This window comes from Dehalococcoidia bacterium (assembly GCA_041649635.1).
Lineage (GTDB): Bacteria > Chloroflexota > Dehalococcoidia > E44-bin15 > E44-bin15 > JAYEHL01.
Window position 1 is genome coordinate 71,527 of record JBAZMV010000004.1, and the last position, 18,518, is coordinate 90,044.

Below are 18,518 nucleotides of genomic sequence, written 5' to 3' on the forward strand. Positions count from 1 at the left end.
CATCATTTATCGACTTGAGATTTCTTCCACACAGACAGGTAATATCCGATCCTCACGTTCCTGAGTTCGTTTTGTATGCTGCATGCTTTATCGCAAGAGCCCACCAGCGATTCCCAGAATATGCCCATCGATCCGTATTTAATTATAAGTCCGGCGACGAATTCTTTGTAAACCTGCGTCTCGTCCTGCCACTCGATGAGTTGAAATCCGGCCGCTGTGACTTCTTGAATCGTATTTTCCCTTGTGGTGATACCGTTGATGCACGTAGCTATAGGCAGGCCGGAGAATTCTCCCTTCTTATCTCTCAAGTACAGGTCGCTGATAATCAGTTTCCCTCTCTGGGCAAGCACCCGGTGCATCTGCGCCAGAGCTAACGTCCTATCTTCCAGAAGGTTGAAAACACACTCGCAGATTACACCATTCATCGAAGCATCGGCATAAGGAAGCCGGCAAACGTCTCCAATCACCACTTCCAGATTGCTGTTAAGCCTCTTCGCTTTGACAGCCAGGTGCTCGGATATATCGATGCCAGACGACTGCATACCAAGGACGTCTGTCAGGTATTCCACGGTCTTGCCGCAGCCGCTGCCGATGTCCAGGATGTGGCTCCCCTCGGCAAACCCCGCGATTTTCATGGCTTTCTTCGTCAGCTCCAGTCCGCCCGGACGCAGGGCTTCGTTAGCGGCCGTCTGAAAGCCCTCGTTTTCATATAGTCTGATAGCTTTCTTACTCATCTTGAGCCCCCGGCCTTCGGTCAGCGATTGTCCTTTTCGCGGTGCCCTTCGATATCGGCAGTTGAGTGTCGAGTATATTCACGGCAACTTTTACACGTCCTCCGTCCAGGCCCTCCGCAACGGCGGGTATCTGATAAAGGGCTCTCTGCACCTCCTGGCTCAGCGCATCTTTGCCCGTCGGGTTCCCTTCTGCGATTAGTACATCAACTGTCAGTATCTCTTCCCCGTCATCTTCCGATAGTTCGCACTGGAAATTCAATACACCTTCGACCTGAAAGATTGCCTCATCCAGTTCAGCTATGGTGAGAGGCCTCCCCACGAGCTTCTTCATACCAGATACCCTGCCCCTGACAATGTCCATCTGCCGCAGCGTTGAGCCGCAGGGACATGTACCGGGAACGAAACGGCTCAGGTCGCCGATGCGGTAGCGGATCAGCGGCATGCCCTGGCGGGTGAGCGTCGTGAATACTATCTCCCCCGTCTCGCCTTCGGGAAGCGGCCGCCCCGTCCCCGGGTCGATGATTTCAAAGTACAGATCGGCTTCTCTCATGTGATAACACGATCGTGCTGCGCACTGCACCCCGCCGCCAAGGCCCATCTCCGTAGTCCCGTAATGATTGAACACCTTGCAGCCCCATGCGTCCTCGACCGCTCTGGAGATAGAATCGGGCACATGATCCGTCGTCAGCAGGACGCTTTTCATCAGGCCTTTAAGTCTCCCGCCGCTTCGATTACGGGCCATACGCAGGACATGTGTCGGAATCCCAACCATCGAGGTCGCCTTTTGCTTTAAAGCGACGTCGATCGCATCGGCAGCATTGTAGACAGGGCCATAAGGGATTGGATGCGCGCCCATCCTTGTGAGCGCTATCTTTAACAAGTCTCCCACACTTCCCGGCAACTCCCACGGCAGCAGGATCATGATTCTGTCGGATGGCCCGACCAGATTGCGCATGCCATAGTCAAAGAAGTCTATCGTTAGCTCTTGATCTTCTTTAGTAAAATAAAAGCGTTTCGGTTCGCCGGTCGTGCCCGAAGACTGCAGACTGACGATTCGCTCGATCTCCGTCTGTGGAGTGCAAAGCAGTCCATACGGATTAGCTCTGATATCCTGCGGATTAGTGAACGGCAGTTCCGCGAAATGCGTAAAATTGACGATTCCGTCCGGATCGATCCCTGCCAATTGCGAACGATAGAAAGCGCTTCTTTCCTTAGCCAGCGCCACTGTTTTGCGGAGCCGGGCCAGCTGATAGCTCTCGATGGCCTGCCGGGGCAGCGCTCCGGGCGGCAGGCCGATCTTTGCGGCGATCCAGTCATCTAACGGCGTCTTTAACATGAAACACCTGAATATATCTCTAAGCGTAATCCTTGTCGCCTTCACAGTTGGCAGGGCCGTGATTGTGTGTGTCCGGGTCGTATACTTCCCCCTTAGGCACCCGGATGATATCCAGCTTATATGTATCCATAAGATTCAGCGCATCCGCTGCGCTGCGGTTTGCTCCCATGTAGCGGGTTATCTGAGCCGCAGCCAGTTCTTCAAAGGCTTCTTTCTCAATAACGCCGCAGATGACCGCTTCACAATCCTGCTTCAGGATTTCCCTTACCATTGCCATCCCGATGCTTTCCTGACCTTCCGGGTTTTTAAAAGTCTCAAAGCTTCCGTCATCTGTTTCTGCAATCAATAGAAAAGTGCTTTCTTCGAAATTGTCCGGAATCAGGCTATCCATTTTAGCTCCATTGGCCGCAATTGCGATCTTCATTGGTTACATCCCTTCTCTTCAGGGTGCTCTGTCCGGAAGCCGATTCTAGATATCTGTGCTTTTCCCCCGGTACAGAGAATGCCCGTCCCTGCTCGTGATATTATACGCACAAAAAGGTATCGTCTTACCTTTATCGATAATTGAAACGCAGCAGTATTGCAACCGTTCTATGTCCAGGTTTTCAGCATCCTGGAAGGCCATGCAGGTGATACTGAGCCGGTAGTTCCTGATCCTGTCCAGGACGTTGTCCCAGCTATCCTGTTTCTTCGCGCCGTTCTCCGAGCCGCAGCATGCGGGACTATTCAGGATTCGCCATCTGTTTCTTACAAAACTTCGCGATTTCAATACAGATTCCATCCGGTCGCTTCCTCGACCGTAACAGCATGTGTTTTGTTTCTTACTGGAAGGTGTCAGTTTGCCGTCTTTCATATAAATGAAATCCCCGTGGAAAGAACATACGGAGCTTTCACAGTCGGAGGGCGCGAAATCGGCTACCTTAAGCAGGCCGTCCGTCTGTTCTTCAAGCGCTCTGAGCACTTCCGGCAGCGTAAACCTGTCCTTGTCCTCGGGCGGAACCGGATATCTGCCAAAATAGCTGATCGGCTGGAAATGCACTCCCCTGATCACCGGCATCCCTTTCAGGGCATAACGCACGATGTCTCCGATATTATCGGTGTTGATCCCCGGCACAAGAGTCGGCACGAGTACGACCCCCAATTGCTGGCGACCGCAGGCCTCGATGGCTTTCTCTTTCGCTGCAAGCAAGCTCTTCCCGCGCAGATGCTGATATATCTCATCCTTCGTTCCGTCGAACTGTAGAAACACCCAGCTCAGGCCAGCTTCTTTCAAGGCTTGTACATAGTCGTGATCTTCGCCAAGCCTTATGCCGTTGGTATTCAACTGAAAGAACGTGTATCCCAGCGACCGCGCGGCCCTGATGATATCCGGCAGATCATCCCGCATAGTAGGCTCACCGCCGGAAAGCTGGATGTTGCTTTTGCCGGTCGTGTCCCGGACCATTTTCATCTGATCCATCAGCTCTTCTAAGGTAAGGTCTTTGACAGGGTCGTCGCTTACGGCATTGGCAAAGCAGATTGGACAACCGAGATTACAGCGCTGTGTAACTTCTAGTAAAGCGCAGCATATCTGCTGGTTGTGGCTCGGACATAAACCGCAGTCGTACGGGCATCCCTTATCGATCTCTGTCAGACATACATTCGGATGCTCCGGCATCTTGAGCTGCTGCCAGGCCAGATAGTCGGGTTCGCCGCGCCAGATAACGGTCTTGAAGTCTCCATGTTCTTTACAGGTCTTTCTCAGGTAGACGCAGCCGTGCTCCCTGACCCGCTCGGCAGGAATACGTTTCAAGCAGACCGGACAGACGCTCTGCGTCCGGCCGATTATCTCTTCCGTCTGCTGCTTCTTTATATCATGTACTGAAGTCATAACCTTAATCCTTACCGACTTTTTACAGACTCGATCAGCACACTCATGTCACCACCGCAGACCATTCCTTCATCGGCAATACAGCCATTCAAATCGAAGTTCTGGATCAGGTATCCTCCCTTTCTGATAATATCCCGTGCGCTTTGAATCACTTTGCCTTCAGCCAATCCACCGCCTACACTACCCAGGATTCTTCCGTCAGCCCACACCAGCATTTTGGCTCCAGCCCTACGCGGAGCGGACCCTCTCGTGGAGAGCACCGTTGCAAGCGCTCTTTCGCCATTTCTTCCAAGGCTCAATGCTTCTATGACGTCCCGGTCGAATTCCGTCCACATAATCCTGGCGGACTCCCGGCCCATTTTAGGGTTCTCAAGCCGGCGGTAGCTGATCACTTGCCCGAGGATTGATATCGCGAGCTCTCCCGGCGTTACAGCACCTATATCCAGTCCGATAGGTGCATTTACCTTCTCAAGGATTTCGCGGGGAGTTCCCTCGCTGATTAACTGTTCTTTTACACCCTCGACCCGCCGCCTTGCCCCGATCATCCCGGCATAGGCCCATGGCTTCTTGGCAACCTCACGCAGACAAATCAAATCATGCCGGTGTCCTCTGGTCACAATCACTACATAAGTATACGGATTGAACTGTAGAAGTTCGAAAGACTTTTCAAAGCTTTCGCAGATGACCTGATCCGCATCAGGAAAGCGCTCCGCATTCGCAAATTCAATCCTGTCGTCAACCACGGTAATAGAAAAACCGAGCTTTGCGCCAAATTCGCATAACGCTTTGCCGATATGTCCCCCTCCGAAGATGATCAGTCTTGGTTCAGGGAAGAAAGGCTCCGCCACCAGTAGTTTCTTATCCGATGTACTAACAATTTGCAGTTCGCCTGTAGCCAGGGCCTGTTGAATTAATTGCCTTGTTTCGAAGCTGACTCTGACATTGGAACGCGGCGTCTCTAGATCGGCTTCTGTATAATACGCCTTCTTCGACTGGCTCTTTCCACTCTGCTTGGAACCACCCAGTGTCGTTAACATTACAATCTTCTGACCTGTATTCAGCTTTTCGAGTATGTCCTTGTAAATACTCATGTCGAATTCCTCCGTTGTGGTGAGCGCCCGTTACGGCTATGATATCTTATCTCTCAGACTAGACATCAAGCTGCCTAAAGCCATGTTCACCGTGACCACACGATAACTTCCGTTGTTTTCTCGAATGATATTGACCGCGGCATGGTCCTGCGGGATGGAGAAAAGCTCTTCGAGCGGCCGCTGCATAAGGTGGCAGAGTATAACGCGGTTGACGCCGGCATGCGCCACGATCACGAGGTCGCCCTCCGTTTCCTCTGCGACTTTAGTGAAGGCGGGAAGCGCTCTCTTTTGCAGATCGGCGAAACTCTCGCCGCCCGGGGTCCGGTAGTTGGCGATATCCCTACCCCTCTGTTCGTATTCTTCCGGATGCTGGGCCTGGATTTCCTTAATAGCTCTCCCTTCCCATGTCCCCAGGTTTATTTCCCTGAACTCTTTTATCTTCTCGATCCGGCAATGATGGTCGTTGGCGATCAATGAAGCAGTGTTTACCGCCCTGACAAGATCGCTGGTAAAGACCGCTTTAATCGGAAAAGATGTGAATGCCATGCAGAGCTTCTGCGCCTGATTTATCCCGAGAGGGCTCAGGTCGGGATCCTGCTGCCCGAGGTAGCGTTTCTGCTGATCGATCCCGGCAGCTTCGGCATGTCTTACTAAAAAAATTCTCTTCTCCATCGGCGTTTATCTGTTTTCCTTTAAAATATCTTCGATCTTCAAGCCCAGGATGCTTTCGATCTGCTTCTGAAGCGCCATAGCCTGTCCGATTCGTTCCCTTGCGCCCTGCCGAGCGGCTTCTTCGTCAAATCCTTTTAAGCGAGACTCGAGTTTTTCATCGAGGGAAACGGGCCGGCGTCCTATCACCAGTTTATCCGCCAGATAGACGATCGATGTTTCGCTGATCTGGTTGCGGTGCTCAGGTGCAAGTATCATATGGGAGCCAATAACTGCTGCCACCTCGGGGTATCCCAGCCGGGCGACTAGTTGGCTGCCCTTGCTTGTGTGCTCCTTTTCTCCTTTGGCTATATCATGCAGCATGGAAGCCGCCATCACTATTCCTAAATGAAGCCTGTATCCTCTGCTGTTCAGATATTCGGCAATAGCGCAGGCTATTCCCGCAACGGCCTGGACATGTTCCAGAACAGGCTGAGGCGTCCGGTGTTCCCGCAGTATTTCTTGGCATTGCTTGCGGGTGGGGAAAGGCGGCATTATGCCCTTAATCGCTCTCTGATAATCTTCTTCCGAATCCAGGTCGATCAAAATACCCTCATCGTCGGCCTGAATCTCAGCGCTGTTAAGGGCTTCTCTTTCCAACAACTCTTTTAAGCCTCCTTCAGGTTCACATGCCAGGATGCGATCCCGCAGCTTAGCGGAGATTAGGGGCGGATGCCCTCTATTTTCACGATATACCGGATATATCACTTCGAACGAGCTTCCTTGATACGCTCGAAGCATATTGCGAACTGTCTCTGACGACAAAAAGGCATAGTCTGCCGGTAATAAAAAGAATGCTTCGACTTCGCTTTCCAGCGACCTTACTCCCGCTTGAACGGATGTGTACATACCCTGATCATAATCTGGATTCATGATTTTTTTTACGCCTAAGCTAGTAAGGACGGGTATCAGCAAATTCGCTCTATGTCCGACGACAACATGAATATCCTCTATGCCGGCCTGCCGAAATGTGTAAACGGATCTTTCGATTACTAGTGAAGAAGCTATTGGTAGAAGAGGCTTAAAGAAACCTGCTCTGGATGAATAACCAGCCGCAGGAATCAATGCTGCTATCTTCTTTAACTTCTGTTCCATTGTGCATGCTGTTTCGCGTCGATTTACTTGTCTTCCAGCTCAATTTCCAATTCATGCATTTTGCCCAATGCCAGATCCTCAGAAACGAAGGCCTGTCCGCACTTAGGGCATCTTAAAAGCTCGGCATCGAATTTAATACCCTGGTACATGAGCTTTGTCTTGGTCCTGGCAAGAGGAAGCTGACATTTTTCGCAGATAATCTTCTCATCGTCATTTTGTTTCATTATCGTCAGTTTCCTCTACAATCTGTATTCGGTGGCTGTACGTCTTATAAACCTTATAGCTGTCGCCGCTTTGCTCATATTCAACCCAGTATGTTACGTGGCCGATTTTGAGGTGGGCTAGACTGTGCCCGGCCCCTTTGTCAATGAACTTAACGCCGTTCGTCTCAGCGTGATGTATGACCTGTTTGATCTCGTTAAGGAGGATATACCGGTCATCCATCTTCTTTTCAACGTCATCGCCGAGTATCAGCTTGATTTTCTCATGTTCCTGTCTCTGACTTTCCATCTTTTCGCCCCAGAATGTTTCCATCATCGTAGCCTTAAGCTGTCTCCTGTTTTCAAGCCTTCCGGATCGGGTAGGCGGTGTCTTGATGGCGCCATCCGCGCTCCCCTCTCCAAATATCATGTCCAGAAGATGCCAGGTCGGCTTTCCATTACCGGCAAAGTCGTCACGGCAGTTCGGGCAATAGGTCACGTAATCTTTAGCGCTAGCGCTCACTCGCTCATCCCTTATCTCCTGAGCGAGCTTCGGATTCACCGTCGAGATCAGCCCGCCGTAGCTGCAGCACTGCGCATACCTTCCGTTCATCTTTAGCTCTTCTATGGCGTACCCCATGTTGGCGAGCAGATTCCTGACGCTCTTCTGCACATCCGGCACATAGCGGCTGGAACAGGGATCATATAAGGCCATCTCGACGCCATTCCCTTTGCGATACCCATCAGGAAGGCCCTGCTCGTTGATGATATCCCATAAGGACTTCACCGGGACATCGTCAAGATATTTAGTGAACATCTTGTGGCAAGTCGGACACGCGAGTATGACTTCAGGTTTGCCGTGACCTTCCCAATTCTCCCTGAACGTCCGGATATTCTTTTCCAGGATGTCGGTTCGTCCGGACCAATCCGCCGGCGCGCCGCAGCATCCCAGGTACAGCCCGACGCCATCCTTTACTCTTTCCGTGAGGTAGCGATAGGTATTCATCACATAGCTTGGGTCTGATGCGCCCAGCTGGCAGCCGGGGAAGAACCAGTACTTGCTTTTAGAGACGCCGGGTTGGCTTCTGACCAGAAAAAAGTCATCGCCGGCGGAAAACTCCATATCCCGCAGCCAGAAATCATGAAAAGCGGCAGGCATCCTGCCGTCGGCAACGACTAACTTCCTGAGTTCGGTACATACGAGTCCCATATCTAATTCGGTAGGACAAACCTCCTTGCATAGGCCGCATAGACTGCAGGCGTTCAGCTGGTGCTTCCTTCCATGTGCCAGGCGGCCGCCTCCGGCCCCATATGAAACCATAGGCATGGAATACCATTTGACGAATTCATCGATATATACTTTGGGATAGCTCCCGTAATTATTAAGATAGAGGCACTGTCTGTCACATTCCATGCACTCGCACAGCAGGCATCTGGAAGCCTCTTCATGCGCTTCCTCCTTGGTGTACCCCGATATCAGGTCGGAAGGAACAATGGCCTGTTTCTTCTTTTCCCCGGATGTGTTGGTATAGAGACAGGTATCTGTAGAGAGTTCGTTTTCCCTGTTGTGATACAGCGATGTATTTTTAAGATAACGTTCAATAGACCTGGAGGCCTGCAAACCCTGCAAAACCGCAACGATAGAGGAATATTTTTTATCGCTTGCAGCGGGGATGATGAATACACCTTTTTGCAGGGTTTCAAAAGTCACTTTGTACTCGGGGCGAGCTTCGTCTTTCGGGCGCAAACCTGCGAATTCGGCTGACTCGCTGCCCGCTGCTATGAAGATAGCAGCGAAGTCGAGATTATCCAGGCTTTTTATCTCGGTATTCGGGATTACCTCCACCTCTTCGTCATCAAGCCTGCGAATTTCCTCGTCCAGAATCTGCTTAGGCAGTATCGATGGATCAATATCCCTGAGCCTTCCACCAAGCTTTGAGGATTTCTCATACAGAGTCACCGGATATCCCCTGCGCGCGAGGTCGAGTGCGCAGCTCATTCCGCTCAAACCGCCGCCGATTACGCAAACCCTGTGTCTCTTCTTTACAGCCGCGTAACCACCCGCATCCTTCGATTCAGAATAGTCGACGACGGCTTTTTCCAGCAGCCGGATTGATAGAGGATCATCCAATTTTTTTCGGATGCAGCTTCCCTTGCATGGCTCATCGCACACTCTGGAGATAATGCCGGGGAACAGCACCTTCCTGGCATACATTCTGTAGGCTTTGTCGTAATCACCTTCGCGGATGTTCTGCATAAGAAAACGGACGTCAACATGAACCGGGCAAGCCGCTTGACAAAAAGGTGGCTCTTCCTGAATACACTTATCTTTGTATTTAGCTATCTCATCGATGTCCATATGACAAGTCCCCGATAATTACACTGGGAAACACCAACAATCAGACTGCAAGCGAACTCACAGTCTGATTGTTATAATAACGCGTAACTTTGATACGATAAGCTTCAGTGTAAGGAGTTCTATTCCTCTTTCCTGATTCCGCCCTCAACGCTGATGTCAAAGCCGGTCCCCTGCTTCGGGCGATCCGCCATATACTGCATCCTGTCCTTGAACTCCATTCCCAGCCAGTACTTCTTAGGTTTGCTCTCCTTGCCGGCCTCTTTATCCTGAAGAACCTTCAGTACCTTCGCAGGCTTAGCCGGAAGCTCTCTGATCCTGACTCCCGTTGCATTGTAAATGGCGTTAATAACTGAAGGGAATCCCGTTATGAAGCACTCCGCGCAGCCGCTGGAACCGAACGGGCCTTTCGGCCTCGGCGTCTCGATGAAGTTGAGCTCTATATCATCGGGGACGTCCTCAATGAAGGGGATGCCGAGTTTTACTATGTTGACGTCCTTGGCCGGATCGTCGAATCCTTCGGAAAGTGCGTGGCCGATGCCCTGCGCGATACCGCCGTAAGCCTGGCCCTCGACGGCCAGCCTGTTGCCGATGACGCCGACATCGAAACATCCTGTTACTTTGAGCACCTTCGTTTTGCCGGTTTTAACGTCCACTTCAACCTCTGACAGGTATACAGCATAGTTATACTCGGGATTGGGATCTCCCAGGCCGTTGTTCGGGTCTATGTCTACCGTTGTGCCGAGCGTAGGATAATTGCCGCGATATTTGGTTGGGATCCCTTCCTTCTTCATCTCGTCGTAGGTGCGGTAGGTCCCATCCGGCTTGCGCATGGCGTCCATCAGCTGTTTGGCCGCGTTGATGATGGCATTTCCTGCCATATAGTGCTGGGTGCTTCCGGCAGATGCTCCCGTGTTGGGGCACATTTTTGTATCGCTCATGACCAGTCTGATCTGGTCCGGCTTTATGCCAAGAGGCCTCAGCGCCTCATGCGTCAGCGCAACCGATCCGATGTCGCCGCCCTGGCCTTGATCCTCCCAGGCGTTATAGTTGGTGATGGTGCCGTCCGGATTCAGTTCCAGGTCCACATCGGACTGGTCGCCCATACCTCTGCCTACGCTGTATCCGCCGCAGTTGATGCCCACTCCGCGTTTCTTCTCGGCGGTGGATTCTTTCTTGGCCCTCTTGAGCGCTTCCTCATACTTGGGGCGCATCATATCCATCAGTTTGACCATCGGATATACCGACAGCTTATTACCGGTGATACCCAGGTCTCCCTCTCTGAAGACGTTCTTGTAACGGAATTCAAAGGGGTCTATTCCCGACTTTTCCGCAAGCTCCTCGACCAGTTGCTCGTGCGCGGCATATGCCTGCATGGCGCCGAATGCCCTGAAGGCTGTAGTAAACGCATGGTTGGAGCAGGTGCACATCGTTACTCCCTGTATGTTGGGAATCGAATACGGCCAGCCCATGAAACGTATGCCTTTTTCTATCAGAAGGCCGGCGACGTCGGCATAAGCGCCGTGGTCATAAAGCAGTTCATACTCCATGGCTGTTATCTTGCCGTCTTTATCGCACCCCATCTTAATATTGGTGAAGCCCGGGGCGCGTTTCCCCGTGCATACGGTGTGTTCGGCATAATCGAGATCTAGACAGACGGGGTAGCCGTCAACCGCCATTGTTGCGACGGTTATCCAGGCAATTGTATTCCCCGAGAGCGAGTAGCCGAAGGTGGCGCCTACGGGGTTGTTTAGGATTCTCATCGGGCCCAGGGGCAGACCCACGCCGCCCATACAGCAAGCCGCAGCGGCATGGACCAGCAGGCTCTTGCACTGAACGGTATAAACACCATCTTCATCTTTGTATGCAAGCAGCGTCTCCGGCTCCAGAACGGCATGAGGCTGGCGCGGGCTGTAGTAGCTGCCTTCAGCAACGAACGCGGCCGTCTTCATTGCATCTTCGGTCTTTCCTTTGATGATGGGCTGCATCACGTAGAGGTTGGGGAAACCTTCAAATATCTGCTTGGCATCCTCGGCAACCGCTTCCAGACCGGTCATGTATGCCGGCAGTTCCTCAAGGTCCACCTTGACCTTCTCGGCAGCGGCGCGGGCGTGCTTTCTGCTGTCGGCCAGGACGATGGCATAGACATCGCCGTACTGGTATACCCTGTCCTCCACCAGTATCGGACGCTCGAACATATTGCCTTCATAGCGGGCGGACATTATATTCAAGTTGAACATCTTGTTGTCGCCCTGGACGTCTTTGCGGGTGACAACCTTGACCACGCCCGGCATCTTCTCTGCCTCTGAAACGTCGATGTTATTAACCTTCGCGCTCGATACCTTCGCTATGGCTAATGCCGCGTGATAGGCGGTGCCCGGCGGCATCTTGTCATTAACATCCGATCCGTAATCGCAGGTGCCGGTGACCTTGGCCAGCGCCGTAGGCCTTGGATAAGCGGTACCATAGATACGGCCGTCGGCAGGTATCTTAAACTCAAGGTCTTTCATGGTCATTTCGCCGCGCAGCACCTTTGCGGCTGCCATGACCGCATCTACCAGGGGTTTGTAGCCGGTGCATCTGCATGCATTGCGGTTCTTCTGGAACCAGGCCCTGACCTCCTGCCTAGTCGGATTGGGGTTTGTGTAGAGCAGGGCCTTGGCGGAGACGATAAATCCGGGAGAACAGAAACCGCACTGCGCGCCGCCATAGACCATCCAGGCCAGCTGCAGAGGATGCAGATTGGTTGGCGTCCCAATTCCTTCAATGGTCACGATATCTGAAAATTCCTCAACCTTATCCATTTTCTTGGTGCAGGATTTTACAACTTTTCCATCAACGAGCACCGAGCAGGTGCCGCACTGGCCCACTCCGCAACCTATTTTCGTGCCCGTCAGTCCAAGGCCGCGCAGCATATCGGCCAGCGAATCGCCGGGTTCACATACTATCTGGCGTTCCGCTCCGTTGATCCTGAGTATCATTTTTCTTAGTGCCATGCTTTATCCTCCTTACAGATACTTACTTAGTTAAATAAAAAGCGCCTCCATGGAAGGAGGCGCTTAAACGCACACAAAGCTATTGCAGCTCTCCTTTCCACAATGGGGGGTGCAGGCGTTTCCATCTGCGCCGTATGGTTGCTCGCCATGCCTTCTTATATGGTTTAGGCGCGGCAACTCGGATAGCTTTTTAACAACTGTAATGAATTCTAGACTACTTCGTGAGTGCTGTCAACCAGCGTTGACTCAAATTACGCCCATGTGTTACATTGCAGTTCAGTGTTAAGATCGAAACTAGGGGACAACATGTCGGATATATCTGGAAACAATCTTTTATAGGAAGAATCCTTCGTTTTATTGCAAAAAACCTATGCATTTCGATGAATTGAAAATACTAAAAGTCATTGGTGGCAAAATAATATCACGATCGGATGCTGTTATTCGCGAATCTGAGGTTATTATAAAAATCGATGGCAGGATGCACCGGCAGTTGAGTTGTTTGATTGAGAATCTCGAAGAACTTACGCTGGGACATCTGTTTGCCGAAGGCATAGCCTCTCCGTCCGATATCGATATCACTGTTGATGGCAATACCATATCGGTATACCGTAAACGGTGTTCCAGGGCGCAGAAGCCGGCCATTATCGAATCTAGATTACAGGTTACCGATGACCAGATTCTGAGATGGATCAAAGAACTAGACCGGAACTGCCCACTGCATACAAGAACGGGGTGTACTCATATAGTTGGCATAGTTTACAACGATAGCATCTTTTTCGTCGAGGATATTAGCAGACACTGTGCTATAGATAAGGCCATTGGCGCGGCTGTTAGGAAAGGGATTGATCTTTCGGGTTGCGTGATCGTGACTTCCTGCCGCCAGACAATATCGACAATGAGAAAGGCGATAGCGGCAGGCATTCCGATAGTGGCCAGTCTCGCCGCGCCGACAACGCTGTCTGTTAATGAGGCTTTAAAATATGGTGTGACGTTAATCGGGTTCGCGCGCGGCAACGAATTCAACATATACTCTCATCCGGAACGAGTCGTTCCCTGTCGTCGTTGAGACTATGTAAATCAGAGGTTTTAACTTGCCAGGAAAACGTCTCATCACTCCGGTGTGCTGATAGTTGGAAACGTACAACCAATCCCCTTAATCATAGCTTGAGGTGTAAAGTTCATGAGTTCGCTAACGGATTTCTTGAAGGAAGCCTCTATAAAGTAAAAGCCTGATCCCTAAGCCTTATACACCCTGCACCTCTGCCCGCGCAGGATGAAGTTGCCGCTCACCGGGTCGCAGTAATCCGGATCGTCATCCGAGATGGCGTTTACATTCGAACGCCATATACTGTCGACCGACTCATCCTCGGGATACCACCAGCCATGTTCCGCCTGAACAACGTCCGGCTCTATGCCCTCGAAGAGTTTGCACTTGAAGGTAGCCCGGCCTATGGCCGTCTCGATCCACAGCCAGTCGCCGTCCGCGATGCCCATCTCCGCGCCCTTCCGCGGATTAAGCTGAGCCCTCGGCTCCGGCTCCTTCTTGCGGATTGCATCTATCTGGCGGCCCTGGGAATTGTAGTAGCGGCGGTTGCGCGTTCCCGCTATCAGCTTCATGGGATACTCCATCGCCGCCTTCTCCGCATCCATCGCCCCGACCTGCGGCTCCTTCCAGTAAGGAAGCGGGTCTTGGCCCATCCTCTCCAGTAACGTGCAGTACAGCTCGAACTTGCCGGTGGGCGTGCCGAAGCCTTTCGTCAGATATTTGCGCTCGCGCGGAGCCGGGTTGTCGTAACCCTTGCCCTCCATGAACCGGCCAAAGGTAACGCCCATGGGCTCCAGGCGATAGTCGTAGAACTCCTCGATCGTTGTCCAGGGCCAGTACTTCTCCTGCCCTAACCTCATACCGAGTTCGCGCCACATATAGTAGTCGGTCCTGCGCTCGAACAGCGGCTGCACTGCGGCCTCGCTGCCCTGCAGGGCCAGCGCATAGTTGCCGCCCTGCAAGCTGGCCTTTTCGAGCCAGCAGGCGGCCGGCAGCACGTAGTCGGCGAACCGGCACGTCGGCGACATGAACGTCTCCATGACGACATGCAGATCGAGGGCCATCATCCCTTTGGCGATCAGTCTGCCGTTGGGCATACTGAGCAGCGGGTTCTTGGCCAGGGTGATCAGAGCCTTTATCGGATACGGCTTCCCGCTGACCATGGCGCGGTACACCATCGGAGCGTGCGCCAGGCCGGTGACCCACGGCGTGGAGAGAGGCCGCTCCCGCACTCTGTTGATATTCTCCTCCATGGCCTCGAAGGTCGTCCACGAATACAGCTTGAAGCGCTCGCCCCCCATAAGCTTGGCCCTCTGCTGCGGCGAGAGCCGTATCTCTCGCTCCATATCGGCGTCGACGCGATACTTGGGATGAGGCTCCATCATACTGTCGCCACCCGCCACATCGATGTTGCCGGTTATCGCCGCCAGGATATACCTCGCCTGCAGGGCCGGGGTGCAGTTGGCCTGCTCCTCGAGTCCGGTGGTATGGAATATCTGGCTCGGCTTCACGGTGGCGTACATGCGGGCCGCCTCTCGTATCTTATCGGCGGGAACGCCAGTTATCGACTGCGCCCATTCGGGAGTGCAATCCTTCACCCGCTCGGCCACATTATCGAAGCCGTAGCACCACTCCTGCACGAATTCCTTATCGTACAATCCCTCCGCGATGATGTAATGTATCATGGCCATGAGCAGCGCGCCGTCCGTTCCCGGCCTGAGCTGCAGCCAGATATTGGCCTCCTCGGCCACGCCGGTGCGCCTGGGATCGATCACGATGAGCTTGAGCCAGACCTTGGTGGCCTCTTTGATCACGTGCCCCAGCATGGGGCCGGCCTGCGTCGGGTTGGCGCCGATGAGCATGAGGCACTTGGTCTCCGGGCGCAACGTCGGCATATATATCATCCATCCGGACATGAGATGGCTCAGCACCATGCCTATGCCGCAGCTATGCGGTCCGAGGAAGTTGGGGCTGCCGAACAGGTACTGAAATCGGGTACGGTACTCCTCCCCCGTATTCTGCTCGCCGGACGAGGTTATGGCCAGCGCCTCGGCCCCGTACTCCGAGCGGATCTTATCCAGCTTGGCGGCGATCTCGTCCAGAGCCTGCTCCCAGCTTATCCGCTCCCACTTCCCCTCGCCGCGCTCTCCGGCGCGCTTCAGCGGATAGTTGAGCCGGTCGGGGTGATAGAGATAGTCGGCGGCGGCGTTGGAGCGGGGACAACCTGCGATGACCGTATCCCGCATCTTGGCGAACAGGGAATCCTTTTTCACATCGCCGCGGTAGTAGCCTATGACCCTCCCATCCTCCACCTCAACCTTATACCGGCAGTGGCTGGCGCAGAAGCCGCAGACGACCTTCTTTATCTCCGTAACCATCTCACACCTCCGATTCGTCCGAACACCCTGAACGACCTATATTCACATTACTACCGTTGTAAAAACACGAGCCATCCATGTAATCGACGTCTTCAGCAACTATAGACTAACATAAAGTAGTTATGGAAAACAGTAGAATCACTGGTAGCACAATGACAATTTTCGTGAAATCAGACAGATAAGAGCAGCCTTTTGGGAATTGACATGAGCTTGATGAACAGATATATGGTCGACTAGCCGATCATTAAGTCTAGCGGGCGCTCAGTGTCCGAAGGTGCAGAAAGAATCGAGTCCAAGCAATTTGGCCGTCCCCGATATCGTAACGCCGTAGAAGATGACAGGTTTTTTCAGTCCCAGGAAGTTGCCGAGTGTGCCGTTCGCGGCGGTTGTTCCCGTCACGAGAGCGATGTCGCCCCATGCAAGATTATCATCCGTCTTCTCAGGCCCGTCGATTATGATGCCGAATTTCTCTTGCCGATGTTATCGGGATCCATATCCGTGACCTTCATCTCAAACTTTTCGGACAGGGCGCGTATCATCCCGGGCTGGAATCCTACGAAAGCTATCTTGGGACGTCCGTATCTCTCCTCGATCGTTTTCACCAGTTGAAGGCTGCAACGCTTGGGCTCATCGTCCCTGCAATGAACGGTCTTGTCTGCAAGACCCAGATGCCTCATCACGGCATTGAGCGTGGATATAAACACCGCCCGCCTGAAGTTATTGTTCAGTTCCATGGACATGATCTCATCCAGCGTTCCATGAAAGTTGCCTGCCATATCCGTGAAGGCGTGTCCGGACGAGTCCAAAAAGTCCGCCTGAATCATGACCTCCTTGCCTTTTAAAAGGGGGTAATCCTCATCTTCGGGGTTTCCGATGGCCTGTGAGGGACTGAGGGGATTCGCACGGATCAATACCGGCTGATTATTCAGCCCTTTTGACGCAATAATCTCGGAGAACTTCTCTCTGATTGTGTTGTAGAAATCTTCCATCGTCTATCTCTCGTTCGATGGTCAAAAACGCCAAGACATTCATCGTCCGAAAGCGCATTTAGGGAAGCGGCAGGTCTCACACTGCAGGCACAGCCCTCCGTGTCCCAGCGCTGCCAGGTCCAGTCGTGTGATGGACAGCCCAGCCAGAAGCCGCGGCAGCAGGACATCGAACGCCGTCGTTTTGAAATATAGGGCGCAAGCCGGCACCCCAAATACCTGCACCTCGCCGATGCGTCCCAGCAGTATCATGGCGCCCGGGATTACAGGAGAACCATATATCAGATCGGTCGCGCCAGCATCCACCAGTCCCTGTCTTGTGACGTCATCCGGGTCGACGGACAGACCTGCCGTCGTTATCAGCAGGTCGATCCCTTTGGCGCATAGTTCTTTTGTCCCTCTGCATATTTCGTCCCGGTCATCGGGCACGATGCGTGATTCCACGATCCGTCCCTGGTAGGCCTTTATCTTTGAAGAGATGATCGGGATGAACTTGTCCTCCGTGATGCCTTCAAATATCTCGGTGCCTGTGACCAGTATCCCCGCTTTAGATTTGCGCAGCGGGAGCACCTTGAAGAGAGAGTCCTCGGCCAGGATCGCCATGGCGGTGCGGAAATCGGAGGCTGGCAGATAAAGCGGGATGGCGCGCGTGCTGGCGACCTCCTCGCCCTTAGCCACAGGTGAAAAACCTTTCTGGGATGCACCCATTGCTCCCGGAACGTTATTGAATCGTTCTAAGCGCTCTTTGTCGACGATCAGCAGGCCGTTGCGGGCAGCGGTGATTCGAATCCTGCCCTCCCTTGGCGGTCCCTGGAAGGTTGTGCCCTCTCCCGCCATCGCCTTGGCAAACGCCATAGCCGCTTCGTTCTCGTGAACCCAATCCGCGCCTACTGCATTGTCTTCGATAACATAGATATTGCGGCGGCCCATCTGCTGCAAACGGCACATATCGCCTGCGCTGATCTCCTGGCCGCTCTTGAGGGCCGGGCCTTTGCTCTCACCGGGAATGATTTCGGTCATATCATGAAGAGCCGTCTTTCCTACGGCTTGTTCTATCGATACAGTCTTAAGGAGAGGTCCGCTGAAAATTGACGCGGGGTCGAATGCAACGGATTCGTACGGCGCTTCTCCCTGGCATCCCCGGCAGACTGCACCGTCCTGCACGGGATAGGCTTCTCCGCACGTACTGCAGATACCTATTATTCCCTTCGAGTGTTTTCCTAGATAAACGGACTTTATCTTTATGGGATGAAGCGTGTAGATACTGCGGCCCGCCAGCCGTATCTGCTCCTTGAGAATGGCGTCATTCTGCTCACGCTTTCCCTTGAGTTTCAGAAACCACGCTTGAATTTCTTTCCAGTCTTTCAGTTTGTCTGCATCGAGATAGACGCGAACGCCTTCGCCGGTGTACTTGTCGTAGAGGCTTATAGCATAGCGTCCCAGGTTGATTACCCTGAGCCAGCCGTTCCCTACGGTGCACGGTGTGAGAAGCTGGACCGAGTCCGGCAGACAGGAGAAAGTCTCGCAGACAACGTCGAACAGTACTCCCTTGGCGATTTTTTCCATGGCCATATCCACCATGATGCTGCCGATGATCACTCCCGGGGCCGCATAGCCGTGGAAGGATTTGATACGTTCGAGAAACTCTTCGAATGTATATTGTCCTACATGCTCGATGGGGGATGTGGCGTGTGTCTGCTTATTCTTTTTGTGGCCTTCCATC

15 protein-coding genes and 1 riboswitch are annotated in these 18,518 nt (G+C 52.9%); of the genes, 1 reads left to right on the forward strand and 14 read right to left on the reverse strand.

The genetic code is table 11. The features are described from left to right. Window positions 1-2: 2 nt before the first annotated feature. From trsM to WC562_06965, 10 genes are all read right to left on the reverse strand, one after another. Window positions 3-734: a DVU_1556 family methyltransferase gene (gene trsM, locus WC562_06920; GenBank protein MFA5055881.1), complete on the reverse strand. Its 732-nt coding sequence runs from the start codon at window positions 732-734 to the stop codon at window positions 3-5. Next, window positions 727-2,070, reverse strand: coding sequence for a DVU_1553 family AMP-dependent CoA ligase (locus WC562_06925; protein ID MFA5055882.1), 1,344 nt, complete (start codon window positions 2,068-2,070; stop codon window positions 727-729). The genes trsM and WC562_06925 overlap by 8 nt, the downstream gene beginning before the upstream one ends. Window positions 2,071-2,089: 19 nt before the next feature. Continuing rightward, window positions 2,090-2,494 (reverse strand): NifB/NifX family molybdenum-iron cluster-binding protein, encoded by a 405-nt coding sequence (locus WC562_06930; protein MFA5055883.1) that lies wholly within the window; start codon window positions 2,492-2,494, stop codon window positions 2,090-2,092. A gap of 45 nt (window positions 2,495-2,539) precedes the next feature. Beyond that, complete coding sequence (gene trsS / locus WC562_06935; GenBank protein MFA5055884.1) at window positions 2,540-3,940, reverse strand: radical SAM (seleno)protein TrsS; 1,401 nt, start codon at window positions 3,938-3,940, stop codon at window positions 2,540-2,542. An 11-nt stretch (window positions 3,941-3,951) separates the two neighbouring features. Continuing rightward, a complete protein-coding gene (locus WC562_06940) occupies window positions 3,952-5,031 on the reverse strand; it encodes an XdhC/CoxI family protein (GenBank protein ID MFA5055885.1) in 1,080 nt (359 codons plus the stop codon). Between the two features lie 36 nt (window positions 5,032-5,067). Beyond that, window positions 5,068-5,703: a histidine phosphatase family protein gene (locus WC562_06945; GenBank protein MFA5055886.1), complete on the reverse strand. Its 636-nt coding sequence runs from the start codon at window positions 5,701-5,703 to the stop codon at window positions 5,068-5,070. Between the two features lie 6 nt (window positions 5,704-5,709). Then, window positions 5,710-6,834, reverse strand: a complete 1,125-nt coding sequence (locus tag WC562_06950) for a DVU_1551 family NTP transferase (GenBank protein MFA5055887.1) — start codon at window positions 6,832-6,834, stop codon at window positions 5,710-5,712. A gap of 23 nt (window positions 6,835-6,857) precedes the next feature. Beyond that, window positions 6,858-7,058 carry a DVU_1557 family redox protein gene (locus WC562_06955; GenBank protein ID MFA5055888.1) on the reverse strand — a complete coding sequence of 67 codons (201 nt, stop codon included), beginning with the start codon at window positions 7,056-7,058 and terminating at the stop codon, window positions 6,858-6,860. Beyond that, window positions 7,045-9,393 (reverse strand): pyridine nucleotide-disulfide oxidoreductase/dicluster-binding protein, encoded by a 2,349-nt coding sequence (locus WC562_06960; GenBank protein ID MFA5055889.1) that lies wholly within the window; start codon window positions 9,391-9,393, stop codon window positions 7,045-7,047. Before WC562_06960 ends, WC562_06955 begins: the two co-directional genes overlap by 14 nt. A 119-nt stretch (window positions 9,394-9,512) precedes the next feature. Then, window positions 9,513-12,386, reverse strand: coding sequence for a molybdopterin-dependent aldehyde oxidoreductase (locus tag WC562_06965; protein ID MFA5055890.1), 2,874 nt, complete (start codon window positions 12,384-12,386; stop codon window positions 9,513-9,515). A gap of 74 nt (window positions 12,387-12,460) precedes the next feature. Next, window positions 12,461-12,582, reverse strand: a riboswitch (molybdenum cofactor riboswitch). A 174-nt stretch (window positions 12,583-12,756) separates the two neighbouring features. On the opposite strand from WC562_06965, the gene fdhD reads away from it, so the two are divergent. Further along, complete coding sequence (gene fdhD, locus WC562_06970) at window positions 12,757-13,452, forward strand: formate dehydrogenase accessory sulfurtransferase FdhD (protein ID MFA5055891.1); 696 nt, start codon at window positions 12,757-12,759, stop codon at window positions 13,450-13,452. A gap of 170 nt (window positions 13,453-13,622) precedes the next feature. On the opposite strand, the gene WC562_06975 is transcribed toward fdhD, so the two are convergent. From WC562_06975 to WC562_06990, 4 genes are all read right to left on the reverse strand, one after another. Next, window positions 13,623-15,809 (reverse strand): molybdopterin-dependent oxidoreductase, encoded by a 2,187-nt coding sequence (locus tag WC562_06975; GenBank protein MFA5055892.1) that lies wholly within the window; start codon window positions 15,807-15,809, stop codon window positions 13,623-13,625. A gap of 261 nt (window positions 15,810-16,070) precedes the next feature. After that, on the reverse strand, window positions 16,071-16,208 hold the full coding sequence (locus WC562_06980) for a hypothetical protein (GenBank protein ID MFA5055893.1): 138 nt from the start codon (window positions 16,206-16,208) through the stop codon (window positions 16,071-16,073). A 53-nt stretch (window positions 16,209-16,261) separates the two neighbouring features. Beyond that, entirely contained in the window at window positions 16,262-16,798 is a 537-nt protein-coding gene (locus WC562_06985; protein MFA5055894.1) for a hypothetical protein, read from the reverse strand. A gap of 39 nt (window positions 16,799-16,837) precedes the next feature. Next, entirely contained in the window at window positions 16,838-18,517 is a 1,680-nt protein-coding gene (locus WC562_06990; protein ID MFA5055895.1) for an FmdE family protein, read from the reverse strand. Between the last annotated feature and the right edge of the window lies 1 nt (window position 18,518).

Coding starts and splice junctions, on each gene's coding strand:
- trsM (MFA5055881.1), bottom strand. CDS start 734: ATGAGTAAGAAAGCTATCAGACTATATGAAAACGAGGGCTTTCAGACG.
- WC562_06925 (MFA5055882.1), bottom strand. CDS start 2,070: ATGTTAAAGACGCCGTTAGATGACTGGATCGCCGCAAAGATCGGCCTG.
- WC562_06930 (MFA5055883.1), bottom strand. CDS start 2,494: ATGAAGATCGCAATTGCGGCCAATGGAGCTAAAATGGATAGCCTGATT.
- trsS (MFA5055884.1), bottom strand. CDS start 3,940: ATGACTTCAGTACATGATATAAAGAAGCAGCAGACGGAAGAGATAATC.
- WC562_06940 (MFA5055885.1), bottom strand. CDS start 5,031: ATGAGTATTTACAAGGACATACTCGAAAAGCTGAATACAGGTCAGAAG.
- WC562_06945 (MFA5055886.1), bottom strand. CDS start 5,703: ATGGAGAAGAGAATTTTTTTAGTAAGACATGCCGAAGCTGCCGGGATC.
- WC562_06950 (MFA5055887.1), bottom strand. CDS start 6,834: ATGGAACAGAAGTTAAAGAAGATAGCAGCATTGATTCCTGCGGCTGGT.
- WC562_06955 (MFA5055888.1), bottom strand. CDS start 7,058: ATGAAACAAAATGACGATGAGAAGATTATCTGCGAAAAATGTCAGCTT.
- WC562_06960 (MFA5055889.1), bottom strand. CDS start 9,393: ATGGACATCGATGAGATAGCTAAATACAAAGATAAGTGTATTCAGGAA.
- WC562_06965 (MFA5055890.1), bottom strand. CDS start 12,386: ATGGCACTAAGAAAAATGATACTCAGGATCAACGGAGCGGAACGCCAG.
- fdhD (MFA5055891.1), top strand. CDS start 12,757: ATGCATTTCGATGAATTGAAAATACTAAAAGTCATTGGTGGCAAAATA.
- WC562_06975 (MFA5055892.1), bottom strand. CDS start 15,809: ATGGTTACGGAGATAAAGAAGGTCGTCTGCGGCTTCTGCGCCAGCCAC.
- WC562_06985 (MFA5055894.1), bottom strand. CDS start 16,798: ATGGAAGATTTCTACAACACAATCAGAGAGAAGTTCTCCGAGATTATT.
- WC562_06990 (MFA5055895.1), bottom strand. CDS start 18,517: ATGGAAGGCCACAAAAAGAATAAGCAGACACACGCCACATCCCCCATC.